The organism is Kordia aestuariivivens (assembly GCF_014397005.1).
GTDB classification, from domain to species: Bacteria; Bacteroidota; Bacteroidia; order Flavobacteriales; family Flavobacteriaceae; genus Kordia; species Kordia aestuariivivens.
The window spans coordinates 84685-103904 of the sequence record NZ_JACGWS010000010.1 but is presented as its reverse complement, the minus strand read 5'-3'; the positions used below and the strand labels follow the sequence as shown (position 1 = coordinate 103904).

The 19220-nt window shown below is 33.9% G+C and carries 21 protein-coding genes; 17 read left to right on the top strand and 4 right to left on the bottom strand.

Annotated elements, in window-relative coordinates; all coding sequences use genetic code 11:
- Positions 1-201: 201 nt before the first annotated feature.
- From H2O64_RS16115 to H2O64_RS16100, 4 genes are all read left to right on the top strand, one after another.
- A complete protein-coding gene (locus H2O64_RS16115) occupies positions 202-690 on the top strand; it encodes an acyl-CoA thioesterase (RefSeq protein WP_187563245.1) in 489 nt (162 codons plus the stop codon).
- A 322-nt stretch (positions 691-1012) separates the two neighbouring features.
- A complete protein-coding gene (deoC, locus tag H2O64_RS16110) occupies positions 1013-1678 on the top strand; it encodes a deoxyribose-phosphate aldolase (RefSeq protein ID WP_187563244.1) in 666 nt (221 codons plus the stop codon).
- 3 nt (positions 1679-1681) lie between these two features.
- A complete protein-coding gene (deoD, locus tag H2O64_RS16105; RefSeq protein ID WP_187563243.1) occupies positions 1682-2380 on the top strand; it encodes a purine-nucleoside phosphorylase in 699 nt (232 codons plus the stop codon).
- Between the two features lie 22 nt (positions 2381-2402).
- A complete protein-coding gene (locus tag H2O64_RS16100) occupies positions 2403-2942 on the top strand; it encodes a SixA phosphatase family protein (RefSeq protein WP_187563242.1) in 540 nt (179 codons plus the stop codon).
- Positions 2943-3016: 74 nt separating this feature from the next.
- On the opposite strand, the gene H2O64_RS16095 is transcribed toward H2O64_RS16100, so the two are convergent.
- The 3 genes from H2O64_RS16095 to H2O64_RS16085 form a co-directional block, all read right to left on the bottom strand.
- Complete coding sequence (locus H2O64_RS16095; protein WP_187563241.1) at positions 3017-3259, bottom strand: hypothetical protein; 243 nt, start codon at positions 3257-3259, stop codon at positions 3017-3019.
- Between the two features lie 171 nt (positions 3260-3430).
- Positions 3431-4078 (bottom strand): OmpW/AlkL family protein, encoded by a 648-nt coding sequence (locus tag H2O64_RS16090; protein WP_187563240.1) that lies wholly within the window; start codon positions 4076-4078, stop codon positions 3431-3433.
- Positions 4079-4391: 313 nt separating this feature from the next.
- Positions 4392-4625, bottom strand: coding sequence for a hypothetical protein (locus H2O64_RS16085; protein WP_187563239.1), 234 nt, complete (start codon positions 4623-4625; stop codon positions 4392-4394).
- 278 nt (positions 4626-4903) lie between these two features.
- On the opposite strand from H2O64_RS16085, the gene smpB reads away from it, so the two are divergent.
- Positions 4904-5362 carry an SsrA-binding protein SmpB gene (smpB, locus tag H2O64_RS16080; protein WP_187563238.1) on the top strand — a complete coding sequence of 153 codons (459 nt, stop codon included), beginning with the start codon at positions 4904-4906 and terminating at the stop codon, positions 5360-5362.
- Here smpB and H2O64_RS16075 read toward each other — a convergent pair.
- The gene (locus H2O64_RS16075; protein ID WP_187563237.1) at positions 5359-6000 is read right to left on the bottom strand and encodes a protein-L-isoaspartate(D-aspartate) O-methyltransferase; all 642 of its coding nucleotides are present in this window, start codon (positions 5998-6000) and stop codon (positions 5359-5361) included. The two genes, smpB and H2O64_RS16075, sit on opposite strands and share 4 nt — an antisense overlap.
- A 203-nt stretch (positions 6001-6203) precedes the next feature.
- On the opposite strand from H2O64_RS16075, the gene H2O64_RS16070 reads away from it, so the two are divergent.
- The 12 genes from H2O64_RS16070 to H2O64_RS16015 all read left to right on the top strand — a co-directional run bounded on the left by H2O64_RS16070 (position 6204) and on the right by H2O64_RS16015 (position 19194).
- Positions 6204-7169, top strand: a complete 966-nt coding sequence (locus H2O64_RS16070) for a Gfo/Idh/MocA family protein (protein WP_187563236.1) — start codon at positions 6204-6206, stop codon at positions 7167-7169.
- Between the two features lie 152 nt (positions 7170-7321).
- Positions 7322-8209, top strand: a complete 888-nt coding sequence (locus H2O64_RS16065) for a 3-hydroxyacyl-CoA dehydrogenase family protein (protein ID WP_187563235.1) — start codon at positions 7322-7324, stop codon at positions 8207-8209.
- Positions 8209-8649: a YcxB family protein gene (locus H2O64_RS16060; RefSeq protein WP_187563234.1), complete on the top strand. Its 441-nt coding sequence runs from the start codon at positions 8209-8211 to the stop codon at positions 8647-8649. Before H2O64_RS16065 ends, H2O64_RS16060 begins: the two co-directional genes overlap by 1 nt.
- The gene (locus tag H2O64_RS16055) at positions 8646-9266 is read left to right on the top strand and encodes a M23 family metallopeptidase (protein ID WP_187563233.1); all 621 of its coding nucleotides are present in this window, start codon (positions 8646-8648) and stop codon (positions 9264-9266) included. Before H2O64_RS16060 ends, H2O64_RS16055 begins: the two co-directional genes overlap by 4 nt.
- A gap of 1 nt (position 9267) precedes the next feature.
- Positions 9268-10491, top strand: a complete 1224-nt coding sequence (locus H2O64_RS16050) for a DUF1015 domain-containing protein (protein WP_187563232.1) — start codon at positions 9268-9270, stop codon at positions 10489-10491.
- A 109-nt stretch (positions 10492-10600) separates the two neighbouring features.
- Positions 10601-11269: a YggS family pyridoxal phosphate-dependent enzyme gene (locus H2O64_RS16045; RefSeq protein WP_187563231.1), complete on the top strand. Its 669-nt coding sequence runs from the start codon at positions 10601-10603 to the stop codon at positions 11267-11269.
- 57 nt (positions 11270-11326) lie between these two features.
- The gene (locus H2O64_RS16040; RefSeq protein ID WP_187563230.1) at positions 11327-12691 is read left to right on the top strand and encodes an exonuclease domain-containing protein; all 1365 of its coding nucleotides are present in this window, start codon (positions 11327-11329) and stop codon (positions 12689-12691) included.
- Positions 12692-12783: 92 nt separating this feature from the next.
- Positions 12784-14745, top strand: a complete 1962-nt coding sequence (locus H2O64_RS16035; RefSeq protein WP_187563229.1) for a DUF3857 domain-containing protein — start codon at positions 12784-12786, stop codon at positions 14743-14745.
- 33 nt (positions 14746-14778) lie between these two features.
- Positions 14779-16749 (top strand): DUF3857 domain-containing protein, encoded by a 1971-nt coding sequence (locus tag H2O64_RS16030; protein ID WP_187563228.1) that lies wholly within the window; start codon positions 14779-14781, stop codon positions 16747-16749.
- A gap of 20 nt (positions 16750-16769) precedes the next feature.
- Positions 16770-17600, top strand: a complete 831-nt coding sequence (locus H2O64_RS16025; protein WP_187563227.1) for an ion transporter — start codon at positions 16770-16772, stop codon at positions 17598-17600.
- Between the two features lie 12 nt (positions 17601-17612).
- Positions 17613-18518: a tRNA (adenosine(37)-N6)-dimethylallyltransferase MiaA gene (gene miaA / locus H2O64_RS16020; protein WP_187563226.1), complete on the top strand. Its 906-nt coding sequence runs from the start codon at positions 17613-17615 to the stop codon at positions 18516-18518.
- A 169-nt stretch (positions 18519-18687) separates the two neighbouring features.
- Positions 18688-19194: a cupin domain-containing protein gene (locus H2O64_RS16015; RefSeq protein ID WP_187563225.1), complete on the top strand. Its 507-nt coding sequence runs from the start codon at positions 18688-18690 to the stop codon at positions 19192-19194.
- Positions 19195-19220 lie beyond the last annotated feature (26 nt).

Genomic DNA, 19220 nt, shown 5'->3' with positions numbered 1-19220 from the left:
AAAAATATACCGATTGGTATACTATATCAATAATCATTTAAAACAAACTATATAATTCGTTTCTATAATGCCCACATTTCAATATAAAATAAAACCGTAGCTATGGCTATGCTTTGATTTTCTATTTTATTTGGACTTGATATAATTCAAATTATTTATAGCTCATTTTAAACAATAATTGATATTAAAAATAAATTATTAATGGAAAACTTACCAAAAATTTTAGAAAGCAAGAGTAAAATACGATTTCAAGATTGCGATCCGCTGAACCACTTGAATAATAGCAAATACTTAGATTACCTCATCAACGCGCGAGAAGATCAATTAATTACTCATTACGACTTAGATATTTTTGAAACAGCTAAGACAACTGGTACAACTTGGGTGGTTGGTTCACATCAAATATCGTACATCAGACCAGCATTTGTGATGGAAACCGTGACGATTGATTCACAACTATTACAATTTAGCAAAAGGCACTTATTAGTGGAAATCCGCATGTGGAACGAAGCAAAAACAGAACTAAAAGCTGTTTTATGGAGTTCGTTTATTCACTTCAATATTCTAAAAGGAAAAGCACACGAACACAACGATAAATATATAAATTTATTCGAGAATGCGGTACTTCCAATTACAGAAACAAATTTTGATGAACGTATTAAAAGTTTACGATTGGCAACAGTTTCGTGATAAATATCAGGTTTTTGAAATGATTTTTTAGATATATTTACGCTTTACAATTTAGTAAAAGATTAAATGACAACTCGTGGTTTATCTTTTATGCAGAATAGTAATACAAACACGTTGAAAATTTTTGAAGCCTTGGAAAAAATTTAGTGTTTGTAGTACGGTTTTAGTTCTTCTTTAGAAAAGAACTAAAAATTCCTCATAAAAGTGCCTTTTCTTTTGGTTCATTTTCTTTGGGCAAGCAAAGAAAAGAGCTAGAAAGTTATTTAGGATACTAAACATGTTTTGGCTCTTTTGTCATGTACTTAACAATATAAAAATAAATATGAACATCAACCGATATATAGATCACACGTTACTAAAACCAAACGCTACAATTGCAGATATTCAACAACTCTGTAAAGAAGCGTTAGAACACGATTTTTTCTCCGTTTGCGTGAATAGTTGTCATGTAAAACTAGCGAAAGAGTGTTTAAAAAATAGTGCTTCCGTACAGGTTTGTAGCGTCATTGGTTTTCCATTGGGCGCAATGAGTACAGAAGCAAAAGTTGCTGAGTTGCTTCAAGCGAAACAAGATGGCGCAGACGAATTTGACATGGTGATTAATATTGGCTGGTTGAAATCGGGAAAAGAAAATTTAGTCAAAGAAGAAATTCAACAACTAAAAAAAGCCGCTGGCGATGCTGTTCTCAAAGTAATTATTGAAACCTGTTATCTTTCGGGTGAAGAAAAAATAAAAGCTTCCGAACTTGCTGTTGCAGCTGGCGCAGATTTTGTAAAAACTTCTACCGGATTTGGAACTGGCGGCGCAACAGTAGAAGACATTCTACTCATGAAAAAAGCCGTAAACGGACAGGCAAAACTAAAAGCTTCTGGCGGAATCAGAGATTACGAAACGGCTAAAATGTATATTGACACGGGCGTTTCTCGCTTAGGAACTTCCAACGGAATTGCAATTATCAATAAAACATCATCAAAAAATACCTATTAAGTTATGAGCATACATATTGAAGCTAAAAAAGGCGAAATAGCACCAACGGTTTTACTTCCTGGCGATCCTATGCGTGCCAAATGGATTGCAGAAACCTTCTTTGACAATCCTGTTTTATACAACGATGTTAGAGGAATGTTTGGCTACACAGGTACCTACAAAGGAAAACCTGTATCTGTACAAGGAACCGGAATGGGCGCGCCTTCTATTAGTATTTATATTCACGAATTGATCAATGAATACGATGTACAAAAACTGATTCGTGTTGGTAGCGCTGGTTCGTATCAAAAAGATGTAAACATTCGCGATATCGTCATTGCAATGTCTTCATCTTCCAATAGTAGTATGAATGAATTGCCATTTACGGGCGAAACTTTTGCTCCTACGGCTAATGCCGAATTGTTCTTAGCAGCGATCAATGCCGCGAAAGAAAAAAATATTCCTGTAAAGGCAGGAAACATCTTAACGAGTGATGTATTTTATCAAGAAGATCCTGAATATTATAAAAAATGGGCGAAATACGGCGTGCTTTGCGTAGAGATGGAAACGGCATCTTTGTATACACTCGCTGCACGATTTAATGTAAAAGCACTATCTTTATTGACTATTTCTGATAGTTTAGTGACTCATGAAACCACAACTTCTGATGAACGTGCAGAAACTTTTAAAGAAATGATCGAAATTGCATTGGCAATCATTTAAACACAAAAATTAAAAATATCCGATGAAAAAAAACATTTTAGTACTGTTGAGTTTATTCTTATTGATGAATTGCTTTGCGCAAGAATCAAAAGAAATTGAAGTTGAAACTGAAACCGAAGTTGAAGTTGAAACTTCTGTCTATTACTTAATCCGTCATGCGGAAAAAGATCGTAGCGACAAGAAAAATAAAGATCCAAAATTAACCAAAGAAGGAAACAATAGAGCCGTATATTGGTCAGACGTCCTTAAAAATGTAAAATTTGATGCTGTCTACTCTACGGATTACAACAGAACTAAAGAAACCGCAGTTCCAACAGCAGAAGCGAACGAGTTAGAACTCACATTATATCATCCATTTAAAATCGATTTTAAACAATTTTTAGCGAATACCGGAGGAAAAACAACCTTAATTGTTGGGCATAGCAATACGACACCCGATTTTGTAAATAGATTGTTGAATGAAGAAAAATTTGAACATATTGACGATAGTAATAACGGAAATTTATATATCGTAACCATTACTGGAGATTCAAAAACAGTACAATTATTGACGCTTAATTAGATAAATCTTCTTTTAAAAAAATAGAAAAACGCCACTTCTCAGTGGCGTTTTTTGCTTTAACTTAGTCTTCAAAACTATTTCTCTGGACAACCACAAGACCAGTCAGCACAAGTCATAGTTTCATCTGGAGTAGTCGTGCAACCATTTGCAGAATCATCAGGACAAACAGCTAAGGAAATCGTATATGAAACTATTGGGCACACCCACATAGTTAGAGCACATTCAATAGCACTTCCTCCAGTAATTTTATTTTTATCGCTTAAATTAGATATAACTTTTTTATTAAGTTTTAAACTGTTTAAGTCTCTTTTTTTCATTTCTCAGAATTTTTAGAATTAATAATTGATCGAAAATAGTTCCAAAAAAAAGAAGGAAAAAATTAAGCAAGTCGTGATTTATAAATAACGATTAATTTATAAAACAATTGGTATTTCCATAGAAAAACGCCACTTCTCAGTAGCGTTTTTCATTTCATATTTGAACAACTATTAAAACTTCATTCCGACACCAAAACCAATCACTAACGGATTGATGTCTACATCTGCTCCAACAGTCGCGCCTAATGCAGTATTTGCATTGACTGTTGCATCAGTCTGAAGTAATATTTTCTTCAAGTCTAAATTCAAAAACCAAGTATCGTTTAGTGCATAGTCAAGTCCAGCTTGAAAGGCAAAACCAATACTATTATCATAACTTACATCATCAGCTACTGGACCTTCGTCTGCGCCATAAAAAATTGTATAATTTAATCCTGTTCCAATGTATGGTTTAAAGTCTCCTATTGGAAAGTGATATTGAACCGTTAACGTTGGTGGCAATAACCAAACATCGCCTAAATCTATGTTTCCTGCCGCTGTATTGATCGCTTCGACATCATGATTTGTTGTGGCTAAAATTAATTCTGCTGCCCAATTTTTTGTGAAAAAATATGTAAAATCCAACTCTGGAACATACGACGTAGAAATAGAAACATCACCGCCAATAGCTTCAATAGAAGCACTCTCACTTGGAATTACTGAAATAAAACGCGCACGAACTTGCCATTTCTTATTAGTATCTTGTTGCTTTACATCTTCTTGTGCTGCTAGTTGAAACATTCCTAACATTAAAAAAACACCTAATATTGCTTTTTTCATAAGTCTATATTTAAAATTATAGCACAAATGTATTGCTGCATTTCTCGCATAAAAATGACAAAAGTCATAGTATTTTAAAACATAATTTTTTCTATTTGACCAAGATGAATTTGACTTAAAATATAAATTGACATTAACTGCAACAGACTAATTTTTTTGAAGTGAAATCAAAAGAAAAGCGAACCGAAGTTCGCTTAAATCTATTGCTATATCTTGTCTATAATCATACCAATAACCAACGAACTTGTCCACTATACGGAGATAACGTTTTTCAAGACTCTTTAAACAACCTATACTTTGTAAGCGTGTTAACTTACTTCATCGGACATCCACATGACCAATCTGCACAAGTCATTGTTTCATCGGGAGTACCAGTGCAACCATCTGCAGAATCATCAGGGCAAACAAGCAGGGAGACAACTATGGGACATATAAAATAAGTAACAGCTGGACAAGTACCAGTTCCTCCTGTAATTTTTCCTGATTCCTTTAGACTTGAAATCGTTTTTTTGTTAAGCTTTAAGCTATTTAAATTTCTTTTTTTCATACTAATACAGTTTTAAAAATTAATAAGAATTCAAAACTAACTATAAAGAAAAGAGATAAATAAGAAAGTAAATCGTGATTTATAAATCACGATCAATTAGTAAATTACGAGTGCATAAATAATCATAAAAGCTTCATTTTCATATTAATTATCAAATTCATCAGAACCGACTTCATGATGCAACATTTATAGCTTTTATACTATATTTTCAACATAAAATTAACCTTAGCCCTACACTAGTTTGCCATTCTGATAAATGTTAGTACCTTTGGCAACCAATGAAAAATAATATCAACATACAAAACAAAAAAGCGCGCTTCGAATATGAAGTCTTAGATAAGTACACGGCAGGAATTGTCTTGACTGGAACTGAGATTAAATCTATTCGCCAAAGCAAAGCTTCCATTGCTGAAAGTTTCTGCGAGTTTAATGAGCGCGGCGAACTTTTTGTAGTGAATATGTATATTGAAGAATACGCTTTCGGAACGCACTACAACCATAAACCACGAAGTACGCGTAAGTTATTATTGAATAAAAAAGAATTGCGCAGTCTGCATAAAGAAGTTAAAAACGCTGGATTGACGATTGTTCCTTTACGTTTATTTTTGAATGACAGAGGATTGGCGAAACTCACCATTGCGTTAGCAAAAGGTAAAAAAATTCATGACAAGCGTGAAACGATTAAAGATCGCGACAACAAACGTGATTTAGCGCGTGTTAAGAAAGATTTTCGTTAGTTTTTATTTTCTAACATAGGTACAAAGCGAAATTCCCCAAATTCTTTTTTTGTAAACTCTTTTTCTGAAGTTCGGACGAATAGCGTCATGATTTGCGCTTTATCACCGACCGGAATAACCAACTTTCCTCCTATTTTAAGTTGTGATAATAATGGTTTTGGTACATACGGCGCGCCAGCTGTGACAACAATCCCATCAAAAGGTGCTTCGGCTGGTAATCCTTTGTAACCATCGCCAAAAATTAATTTCTTTGGTCGGTAGCCCAATTTTGGCAAGAATAGACTCGTACGCTTAAATAATTCCTTTTGACGCTCTATACTGTACACTTTTGCGCCCAATTCGAGCAACATTGCGGTTTGATAGCCACTTCCTGTTCCTATTTCTAAAATTTTAGCATCTTTAGAAACTTCTAATAATTGTGATTGAAATGCTACCGTAAAAGGTTGTGAAATGGTTTGGTCCGCGCCAATAGGAAACGCTTTGTCTTGATACGCATGTGCTTCAAAACTAGAATCCATAAACAAATGACGTGGAATTTTACGAATTCCATTCAATACATTTTCATCTGTAATTCCCTTGCTAGCAACAATTTGCGCTAACTGATTTCGCATTCCTTTATGTTTCAACGTATCTTTCATACACGCACAAAAATAGTTTTATTTTTTGTCTAATTCCCTAAATATGTTTCAAAAAACACAAGTCATTGTGTGCGAATGGATTTCAACTTCTAAATGAAAGATTCCAAAAGATTAAGACTTAAAAATATAAATAATACATAATTGTTAGTGAGAACTCCATCGGTTTTAGAAAAATAAATTATTTTTGTGGAAAACACATTTATATGTTAAAAGCTGGAGTTTTAGGTGCTGGACACTTAGGAAAAATTCATCTTCGATTATTACAAGAATCTTCTCAATACGAACTTATCGGTTTTTATGATGCAAATCCTGAATATGCTAAGAAAATAGTAAAGGAATTTGGATACACCTATTTTGATACGATCGATGCATTGATAGATGTTGTAGATGTTGTAGATATTGTGACTCCTACGCTTTCACATCACGAATGTGCTAAAAAAGCAATCATCAAAGGGAAACACGTTTTTATCGAAAAACCAATTACCAATACGGTTGCCGAAGCTGAAGAATTAATTGCGTTAGCTAACCAGCATAAGGTAAAAGGGCAAGTTGGACATGTAGAACGTTTCAATCCTGCGTTTAAAGCGGTAAAAGATCAGATCAATTCGCCCATGTTTATTGAAACACATCGTTTGGCAGAATTTAATCCGCGTGGAACAGATGTTCCTGTGGTGTTAGATTTAATGATTCATGATATTGATGCCATTTTAAGTGTGGTTAAATCTAAAGTGGTTAAAATTAATGCAAGTGGAGTTTCTGTCATTAGCAATTCACCTGATATTGCCAATGCACGTTTGGAGTTTGAAAATGGTTGTGTTGCCAATCTGACGTCAAGTCGAATTTCCATGAAAAACATGCGTAAATCACGTTTCTTTCAACGTGATGCATACATTGCTGTTGATTTCTTGGAAAAGAAAGTTGAAGTCGTAAAAATGAAAGATGCGCCTAAAGAAGAAGATGAGTATGCAATGATTCTTCAAAACGCAGAAGGTGTAAAAAAGCAAATCTATTTTGAAAATCCTGAAATTGCCGAAAACAACGCCATTCTGGAAGAATTAGAAACGTTTGCAGATGCCATCAACAACGATACAACTCCAATTGTTTCGCTAGAACAAGGAACGGAAGCGTTACGCATCGCCATTCAGATCATCAAAAAATTTAATAAATAAAGATTCTTAGTACTAATCAATAAGTCATACGAATGCTTTTTCCATATACGATAACGTTTTCGCTATTATTAAAAGCTTTTAAGATCTAAATCTTATTGATATACATATACAAAAAAAATAAAATTACAGACTAAGTAAATTATACAAATATTATGAAAAATATAGCTGTTATCGGAGCAGGAACAATGGGCAATGGAATTGCGCATACATTTGCACAATTTGGCTTTAAAGTTCAACTAATAGATATTTCACAAGCTTCTTTAGATAAAGGAATTGCAACGATTACGAAAAATTTAGATCGTATGGTTGCCAAAGAACGTATTTCGGAAGAAGACAAACAACAAACCCTAAACAATATTACAACCTTTACTTCTACCAAAGAAGGTGTTGGAAATGTAGATTTAGTCGTAGAAGCAGCTACTGAAAACATCGATTTAAAACTTAAAATATTTAGAGACTTAGACGCATTATGTCCAAAAGACACCATCTTAGCGACGAATACATCTTCAATCTCTATCACACAAATTGCAGCAGTAACTTCGCGTCCAGAAATGGTGATTGGAATGCACTTTATGAACCCTGTGCCGATTATGAAATTGGTGGAAATCATTCGTGGGTACAATACTTCTGACGAAGTAACGAATACCATTATGGAACTTTCAAAGCAATTGAACAAAGTTCCAACAGAAGTAAACGATTATCCTGGATTTGTAGCCAATAGAATTTTAATGCCAATGATCAACGAATCAATCGAGACGTTATACAATGGCGTTGCTGGTGTTTCGGAAATTGATACAGTTATGAAATTAGGGATGGCGCATCCGATGGGGCCATTACAATTGGCTGATTTTATTGGGTTAGATGTTTGTTTATCTATCTTAAACGTTATGTATGAAGGATTCAAAAATCCTAAATACGCGCCGTGTCCACTATTAGTAAATATGGTGATGGCTGGAAAATTAGGTATAAAATCTGGAGAAGGTTTCTATGACTATTCAGAAAGTAGAAAAGCGGAGAAAGTAGCAAAAATGTTTAGCTAATGGTTGCTACTAAAGCGTATCATTTGACCAAGAAAATGTACCGAGCTATTTTATTTTCTCAATTGAAAAGAAATAGTATACAGCTCATTCCATTTCTGTTGTATTTAACACTATTACTAGGTTGGGAAAGGACGCGTTTTATAGGATTATGCAGTATTTGCACTTTAGTTTTTGTTGGTTTATGTATATTACTTTGGTGCTTTTTTAAAAATTTAAAACCATTTTTTGCAGAAACACAATTGCAATTTGATCAAAATAAATTTCAACTCACAAAAAATGATGGCACATCAGCATGGTTATTTGTAGATATTAGAAATGCTGTTGACAATGAAAAATATTGGTTAGTCTATCTTACGATGAATAGTTATATCTACATTCCAAAAGATATATTTTATACTGAAGAAGATCAACATACTTTTAAAGCGCATATAAAAGCTTGAAGCAACTCATTTTCATACTATGCTTATGTGTATTTGGTTGTCAAGAAACAACTAAAAATAACGCGAGTACAGCTAAAATAAAGATACAAAAGACGAACGCACCTAAACATGCATTCGTCTTTTTTGATTCTATATTCGAGAAAAAACCAACTTTTAAAGCTTCAGGATTCGATTTTCCTGTCGGGAAACCGAATGGAAACGGTTATTACAACGCACAAAAATTTACCGTAAACAATCACTTAGGCGACGATTGGAATGGAAAAGGTGGCGGAAATACAGACTTAGGCGATCCAATTTATGCAATTGGCAATGGTTATGTCAATTTTACCGAAGACATTGGCAGTGGTTGGGGAAATGTAATTCGCATCATTCATCAGTATAAAAACAACTATTATGAATCGTTGTATGCACATTGTGATAAAATCTCTGTAAAAAAAGGTAGCTTTGTCACAAAAGGCACTCAAATAGGAACTATTGGCAATGCTGATGGTGCTTATTATGCACATTTACACTTAGAAATTCGCGATAGTATTCTCATGGATATTGGTGGCGGATACAGTAAAGAAACTTTAGGGTATTTGAATCCGACAACATTTATAAAAGCTAACAGAAACTAACGTGGCAAAAATAAATCCTTTTAAAGCAGTTCGACCAACACGCGACAAAGTAAGTTTAGTCGCTGCACGATCGTATCAAAGCTATACGCAAGACGAACGTGAAGCGCGCTTAGATTTTAATCCGTTTTCATTTTTACACATTGTAAATCCTGGGTATAAATATCACAAAGAAATCTCAGGGAAAGAGCGCTATCGCTTGGTTCGTAATCGCTATTTAGAATTTAAAGAAGATGATATTTTTGTGCAAGATAAAAAACCGTGTTTTTACATTTACAGAGTTGTCAATCGGGAACAAAAAGTATTTACAGGAATTGTAGCCGCTGCAAGTACGGAAGATTATAAAAACAATGTCATCAAACGTCATGAAGATACCATTGAATACAGAGAACAAATATTTAAAGAATATTTAAAAACTGTAGGTTTCAATGCCGAACCTGTATTGCTGACCTATCCTGATTCTAATGTAATTGAAAATATTTTAGAATCGTACACACAAACACGTGCTGAGTTTGAATTTACTACAACGTATAGAGATACACATTATTTATGGTTGGTGGAAGATGCAAAAGATATTCAAATGATTCAAGATGAATTTTCAAAAATGGACGCTATTTATATTGCGGACGGGCATCATCGATCGGCTTCTTCATTTTTATTAGGAGAAGATTTAAAAAATACTGGAAACGAAGCATACAATGCATTTATGAGTTATCTCATTCCTGAATCGCAATTGCGAATCTCAGAGTTCAATCGCTTGATAAAAGACTTGAACGGATTGTCTAAAGAGCAGTTTTTATTGAAATTAGATGAATTATTTCGGATTGAAAACAGAGGTCACGAATTATACAAACCCTCTAAAAAACATCACTTTAGCATGTATTTAGATGGCGAATTCTATTCGTTATACTTACGAAAGACAAGTTATGAGTTTACAGATTCGTTAAGCGAATTAGACACACATATTTTATATGTTACCATATTAAAACCCATTTTAGGCATTACCGATTTACGCAACGATAGCCGAATTGATTACGGATATGACAAACACAATGTTATTGAAATGAAAAACCGCATAGACGCAAAAGAATTTGCCGTTGGTTTTGGCTTAGTTCCTGCCAATGTAGAAGAAATGAAACGCATTGCAGACGAAGGCTTAACCATGCCGCCAAAAAGTACGTACATAGAACCAAAATTGCGCAGTGGTGTTGTGATTTATGAGTTTTGAGTTCATCTCGACTTCGCTCGATGTGAGTTGTGAGTTGTGAGTTGTGAGTTGTGAGTTGTGAGTGAAATTACTTTACCTATTATAATAGCAAAAAAATATAATTTTAAGAATGTCAATTTCAGAAAAAATAAAAACATTACATACCGAATTACCTACACACGTAACTTTAGTTGCGGTTTCCAAAACGAAACCTGTTGCTGACTTGCAAGAAGCGTACGATGCTGGACAACGCATATTTGGTGAAAACAAAATTCAGGAAATGACAGAAAAATGGGAAGTGCTTCCCAAAGACATTTCTTGGCACATGATTGGTCATGTACAGCGAAATAAAGTCAAATACATGGCTGAGTTTGTAGATTTAATTCATGGTGTGGATAATTTTAAACTTTTAAGAGAAATCAATAAACAAGCGAAAAAGCACGATCGAATTATTAAATGCTTACTTCAAATAAAAATTGCGGAAGAAGATTCTAAATTTGGAATGTCTGCCGAAGACGCTGCTACACTACTCGCTTCTGACGAATGTAAAGAACTTGAAAATATTGCAATTGTTGGACTCATGGGCATGGCTACTTTTACAGATGATGAAACTCAAGTTAAAAAAGAATTCAAGCATTTAAAAAACACTTTCGATAGTTTACAACCCAAACACACATCATTAGAAATCATTTCTATGGGCATGAGTGGCGATTACGAATTGGCAATTGCAACTGGTAGCAACATGGTAAGAATTGGAAGTAGTATTTTTGGGAGCCGAAATTATACGTCAGCAATCTAAGTTAATCCTTAGGTTATTTTTATATTTATACCCTAATCTAAAAACAACGCATATAGATTGTACGCAATAGTAGACATAGAAACCACTGGTGGAAAATACAATGAAGAAGGCATCACGGAAATTGCAATCTATAAATTTGACGGTCATAAAGTTGTTGATCAGTTTATTAGCTTGGTAAATCCTGAAAAACCAATTCAACCATTTGTGGTAAATTTGACAGGAATTAATAGCAAAATGCTTCGCGATGCGCCAAAATTTTACGAAGTTGCCAAACGCATTGTAGAGATTACAGAAGATTGCATTTTGGTTGCACACAACGCAAGTTTTGATTCTCGCATTCTTCAAATGGAATATAAGCGCTTAGGATTCGAATATAAACGCAAATCTTTATGCACGGTTGAATTGTCCAAAAAGCTCATTCCAGAAATGGAGTCTTATAAACTAGGAAAACTTGTGCGCGCACTCGGAATTCCAATGAGCGACAGACACAGAGCTTCTGGTGATGCGCTAGCAACCGTAAAACTCTTTCAGCTTTTGCTCGATAAAGATTCTGAGAAAACAATCATTCAGCAAGCCGTAAAAACAGATATTAGAAAAAAAGTAGCGACTCGCCTACTCGATATTATTGAAAGTGTGCCTTCTGATACAGGTGTATATTACATGCACAATGCCGACGGCGATATTATTTATATTGGGAAAAGTAAAAACATCAAAAAACGAGTCAATCAACATTTTACTGGCACCAACAACAAATCTAAAAAGATTCAAAAACAAGTGGTTGCCGTTACCTTTGAACGTACGGGAAGTGAATTAGTCGCACTTTTAAAAGAGAGTGAAGAAATTAAGCTTAAAAAACCACTCTACAATCGCGCACAGCGCAAAACAATCTTTCAGTTTGCAATGGCTTCTTATACCGATGAAAATGGTTATATAGGATTGCGCATTGAAAAAGCTGATGGACGCAAAAAGCACATTACCACATTTACCAATATGGCGCAAGCAAAACACGTGATGTTTAAGCTTACGGAAGATTTCAAATTGTGTCAAAAGGTCAACGAATTGTATACGTCAAAATCGCATTGTTTTCAATATACGATCAAGGAATGTGATGGCGCATGTATCAAGCTTGAAGATGTTGCTTCGTATAATAAACGTGTTCAAGAAGCTATTGAAAAATATAGTTATTCCAATAAAAATATGTTGATTGTTGACAAAGGTCGCCATCATGATGAACGGAGCGCAATTTTAATTGAAAATGGTCAGTATAAAGGTTTTGGTTTTTACACGCTTAACTATCAAGTTACAAATATTGAAGTGCTAAAATCCATCATTACTCCGATGCAAGATAACCGCGATGTGCAACATATTATTCAGAGTCATCTTCGCCGAAAAAATAGATTTAAAATTATTCCACTGCAATAACGTGTAAGATTTGCCATCACAATTCATCATTTATATTATGAAATGATCTAATTATTGGCGTAATTTATCTCACCAAAGTAAAAAATAAACAGATGAAACCGATTTACCTATTACTTACCTTTCTGTGCACTTCATTGAGTTATGGACAAAATTCTATGAGCGATAAGTTTAATAAAATCTCACAAGAGGAGTTAAACATGACCGTTTACGAAAAAGATACCACAGCGCATGCGGTTGTCTTAGAAGAATACGGCGAAAATTATTTTGATGTCATTAACGATCGCATTCGTTTGATAAAACATTTTTATGCCAGAATTAAAATACTAGACAAGCAAGGACTTGAAGAAGCGAATATTAAAATTCCAATCTACAAAAATGATAAATCAAGTGAATACATAAAAAACGTCAAAGCGATTACGCACAATCCAAGTAAAATAGACCATTTGGCAAAAGATCAAATTTTCTTGGTGGATGTAAATGGTTACTATTCTGAAAAACGATTTACGTTTCCAAATGCAAAAGTAGGAAGCGTTATTGAATACCAATATACCTTAGAATCGCCTTTTATTTACAACTTTGAAGGTTGGGATTTTCAATCTAATATTCCAAAAATGTACAGTGAATTTAATGCAAAAATTCCTGCCAATTACCGCTATAACAGAACTTTAAAAGGTTTTCAAAAACTTGCTGTTAATGAAGCTTCTGTGGAAAAAAGATGCTTTAAAATTCAAGGTTTTGTTGATAAAGCCGATTGCGAAGTATTAAAGTACGCTATGAAAGATATTCCTGCTTTTAAAGAAGAATCGTATATGCTTTCGCGAAACAACTATTTGTCAAAAATTTCTTTTGAATTGTCTGAATTCAAGCGTTTTGATGGCGGAACAGATACGTATACAAAATCATGGAAAGCCGTTGATAAAGACATGCGAAGAGATAAAGATATTGGCATGCAAGTGCGAAAGAATAATTACTTTAAAAATCAATTGTCTGATGCTATTTTAAAGGAATCTTCCAAATTAAAAAAAGCTAAAAAAATATATGCGTTCATTAAAGAACATTACAATTGGAATGGAAAATACGGTCTTTTTGGTGATGCAAGTGTTCGAAGAGCGTTCCAAGAAAAATCAGGAAATGTCGCAGAAATCAATTTATCATTGATCAATAGTTTATTGGCTGCCGATATTAAAACAGAAACCATTATGTTGTCCTCGCGTGCCAAAGGTTTACCGACGCAAAAGCACCCTGTGATGTCTGATTTTAATTATTTAATTGCGAAAGTAACGATTGGCGGAGAAACATTTTTACTAGATGCAACTGATAAATCATTATCATTTGGATTGCTTCCAATTCGCGCACTCAATTACAACGGACGCGCGATGGATTTTAAAAAACCTAGTTATTGGTACACGATTAGTCCGTTCGCAGAAAATCGCCAAAATACGGTTGTAAGCATTGCTGTGAGTGATGATGGAAGCGCTAAGGGGAAAATTTCACAAGTCAATACAGGCTATTTAGCGTATGAAAAACGAAATGAATTAGCTGAACAAAGTACGGAAAGTTATTTGGACGAATTGGAAACGCAATTGTCGTTTATAGAAATTGAAGAATACAAAGCAGAAGAACGCTCCAATGTTGAAAAACCGATCAAAGAAATATTTTCTTTTGAATTTGATGAAGATGGATTTTCAAATTCAGAAACTTTTTTAGATCCGTTTTTCATGAAAATATTTTCTAAGAATCCTTTCAAACTAGAAGAACGACAATATCCTGTAGATTTTGCGTATTCGCGAATTTACACAACGCGTTTTTTAATGTCGCTTCCTGATAACTACGAATTTACAAGCGTTCCTGAAGATCAACGGTTTTCAATTGCTGGCGATAAAGCGATTTGTGGACTCAATGTTGTGCAACAAAACGGGCAATTAAACATGTCTTTCAAACTGATTATCAACAATTTTCATTTCACTGCGGAAGAATACCAAGAATTGAAAGCCTTTTTTAGTAAATTATCTATTCTACAAAAAAATACACGATTAGCAATTAAGAAGAAATAATCGTATGTTTATTAAGAATTTTAATGTTATTTAATGAAGTATTTTCAACTATTACTCTTTTGTCTTTTTTCAGCTTCTTGTTTTGGACAAAATCCTTTTGAAGAACGATTTAACAAGGTTTCCGAAGAAGAACTCAACATGCAAGTCTATCGAAAAGATTCTACGGCTCCTGCAGTCGTTTTATATGAAAATGCAAAAAAAACATTTGAATACATAGAAGAAAATGAAGATACATATACAAAACTTCATTATTACGCAAAAATAAAAATCCTTAGTATAGCTGGTTTAGAAGAAGGAAATATTATCATTCCTTTTATTAAATCAAAATTCTCCGAAGAAGAAATCGTAAATATTAAAGCCATTACACACAATCTTGATGGTTCTAGTACTTTACAGGAAGACCAAATTATTAGGATAAATGTTAAAGATGATTATAACGAACTAAAATTGTTGTTGCCCAATGTAAAAGTTGGGAGTGTCATTGAATATCAATACACACTTATTTCGCCTTTTACGTTTTCATTTAGACCTTGGTTTTTTCAATCAAATATTCCAAAAGTTTATAGTGAATTTAATGCCAAAATACCCGCAAATTATCGCTTTCTACGCTCATTTAAAGGTAATTTAAAATTAACGGTAAATGGCGCATACGTTATTGAAAATTGTTTTGAAGTTCCTGATTCAGACAAAGCTGTAGATTGCGAAATAGTTCGATATGCAGTAAAAGATGTTCCTGCGTTTAGAAAAGAACAATTTTCACTGTCCTATGAAAATTATATTTCTAGAATTGAATTCAAATTGGCACATTATAGAAGTTTTGGATTTAGTGGTTATGGACAATTAAAAACATGGGAAGAATTTGACAGGTCAATAAATTCGAATAAGCAATACATTAGACGGATCTTAAAAAAATCAATGCTTAAAGATTTTTTACCAAAAGAAATTTTGAAGACAAAGCAAAAACTTGAAAAGGCGAAAAAAGTTTATCAATTTATCAGAGATCATTTTGTATGGAATACTAAAATAGGTGGACTGGATGAAAATGATATTAGAAAAGCATTTCAAAGAAAAGAAGGAAGTATCTCCGAGATTAATTTATCATTAATGAATGCGATGCATGCCGCAGGAATTCGTGCAGAAGTATTATTAATAGCAACAAGAGATCACAGCATTCCGACACAGGATTATCCTGTAATGTCTGATTTTAATTATTTGATTGTAAAAGTAATTATTAAAGGAAAAGTATACTTTTTAGATGCGTCAGAAAAAGCTGCACCATTTGGAATTTTACCCATGTTAGCATTAAACTATAAAGGAAGAGCGCTCAATTTTAATAAAAAAAGCTATTGGGAAACAATTACTCCAAACCTTGTGAATCGACTGACAACATCAATTAGTTTAACTTTAGAAGAAGATGGAACAATCAAAGGAAAATTTGCAAATGCACTCACGGGACATTTTGCACTTAGTAAACGAAACACATTCGATAAAGAAAAAAACGAAGAATACTTAAATACGATTGAAACTGAATATGAAGGTTTGGAAATTTTGGATTATAAAATAACTGACAAAGAAAATGCAGAGCTTCCGCTAAAGGAGTTTTTTGAATTTGAAATTGATAAAGAACCGGCAAATAACACGTTATACCTAGATCCATTTGTGTTTAAAGCATTTCCAAAGAATCCTTTTACGCTTAAAAAACGTACCTATCCTGTAGATTTTGCACATCCAAGAATATATACAACTCGTTTTTTACTATCGCTTCCGCCGAATTATGAATTTGGGAATTTACCAAAAAATCAAACATTTACCATTGGAGAAAACAAAGCTATTTGTAAGCTTACAACTGTTCAGCAAAATGGAAAACTCAATATAACATTTGAACTTTTAATTAATCAATTTCATTATACCACTGAAGAATATGAATTGCTAAAAAACTTCTTTACGAATTTGGTGAAAATTCAAAAAAATACACTCTTAACAATAAAGAAGAAGAATTCCTAAAATAATAGTAAATTAGCAACATGGCGAAAGATTGGAAATCTAAACTTCACGAAGTTATCTATGAAGCAGATACACCTGCGGGAAAACTATTTGATTTAGTTTTACTCGTGTTGATTATTACTAGTATTATACTGGTAATGCTCGAAAGTGTCACTGAATTTTCAGATAAGCATGGTGAATTATTAAATATAGCCGAATGGGTAATTACGGTATTATTTTCACTTGAATATATTGCCAGAATCATTTCCATTCGCAAACCAACACAGTACATTTTTAGCTTTTATGGAATTATTGATTTTTTATCAACCATTCCAATGTACTTATCCTTTTTCATTGTTGGATCGCAATCATTAATTGCATTACGGGCGTTGCGATTAATGCGCGTTTTCCGTATTTTAAAACTTGCGCGTTATATAGGTGAATCAAATAATCTTATGCGTGCTTTAAAAGCGAGTAGAATTAAAATCGGTGTATTTATTATGTTTATCTTGATTTTATGTACCATTTTAGGTTCTATCATGTACTTGGTAGAAAGCGGTGAAGAAAGTGGCTTTACGAGCATTCCACGAAGCATTTATTGGGCAATTGTAACACTAACAACAGTTGGTTACGGAGATATTGCGCCAGGTACTCCTTTGGGACAAGCTATTGCTTCTTTGATTATGATTATGGGTTATGGAATTATTGCCGTTCCTACGGGAATTGTTTCTGCCGAATTTGCAACTATGGACAAGAATGATATTGATTTGAATACACAATCGTGTCCACATTGTGCTACGGATGGTCATAAAGACAATGCTGACTATTGTTTTCATTGTGGCGAAAGCTTACATCCTGAAGAAACTGATTAACGAACCTTTTTCATGTCTAAATACCTAATTTCTATTGTTGGCGCTACGGCTATCGGTAAAACTGCATTGAGCATACAACTTGCCAATCATTTTAATACCGCTATTATTTCGTGCGATTCGCGACAGTTTTTTAAAGAAATGACTATTGGTACTGCGGTTCCTTCAAAAGAAGAATTGAGCGCAGCTGAGCACCATTTTATACAACATATTAGCATTTTTGATTCGTATAATGTCGGTCAGTTTGAAAAAGACGCGATTGAAAAACTTCATGAATTGTTTCAACAGCATGACATTGTAATTATGGTTGGTGGAAGCGGATTGTATGTAGATGCCGTTTTGAAAGGTTTGGATGAATTTCCGAAAGTTGATCCGAAAATCAGAGAAGATTTAAATCAACAATTAGAAACAGACGGCATCGAATCTTTACAGCAACAATTGTTGCAGCTCGATCCTACCTATTATGAACGTGTAGCACTTGGAAATCCGCATCGTTTGATTCGCGCTTTGGAAATATGTATTGGAAGCGGGAAACCTTATTCGAGCTTTTTGAAAGATAAAACTGCCGATCGAAATTTTACGGCTATTAAAGTTGGCTTAACAGCCGATCGTCCAATTATGTACAATCGCATCAATCAACGCGTGGATATTATGATGGAAGAAGGTTTGTTGGAAGAAGCCAAAGCATTGTATCCGCACAAAGCATTGAATGCATTACAAACAGTTGGCTATCGCGAGCTTTTTGAATATTTAGATGGAAATTATACCTTAGATTTCGCCATTAGCGAGATTAAAAAAAATACACGCCGTTTTGCCAAACGACAAGGAACTTGGTTTCGAAAAGATGAAAGTACCATTTGGTTTGATTATCAAGAACATATAGAAACGATTGTGAAGGAGATTGAGAGTAGACTTGGTTAGACTGACTTAGATTGTTAGACATGTTGGATTTTTAGACTTCTTGGACTAACTTAGATTTCCAATTAAAACATCCAGCGAAAGCTGGCAAACAAACAAACAAACAAACAAACAAACAAACCCAAAAGCGAAGCGACCCAAAACCCAATACCTAGAAACCCAAGAAACCATCATGAATCAAGAAATAAATAAATTAGTAAAAAGCTTAGAGTTGTTGCCACATCCAGAAGGCGGATTTTATAAAGAAGTATACAGAAGTGAAAAACTACTTTCAAAGGAAACATTACCCGATGATTTTTCAGGCGATCGGAGTTATTGTACGAGTATTTATTTTGTATTGACTTCCGAAAATTTTTCTGCTTTTCATAGAATTAAGCAAGATGAAATTTGGCATTTTTATGGCGGAAGCACATTAAGCGTTCATGTAATTGATAGCCAAGGAAATTACACAGAACACAAGGTTGGGATGGATTTTAGCCAAGGAGAACAGCCACAATTAGTAGTTCCGGCGGGTTGTTGGTTCGCGTCAAGCGTAGCAAAAGAAGATTCGTATGCTTTTGTCGGTTGTACCGTTGCGCCAGGATTTGACTTTGATGATTTCGAATTAGCTAAGCGTTCAGAACTTACCGCTTTGTATCCAAAACATGAAAATATTATCCATAGACTTACTAGAGAATAAATGAAAAAGTCGACAATTAGTGTCGA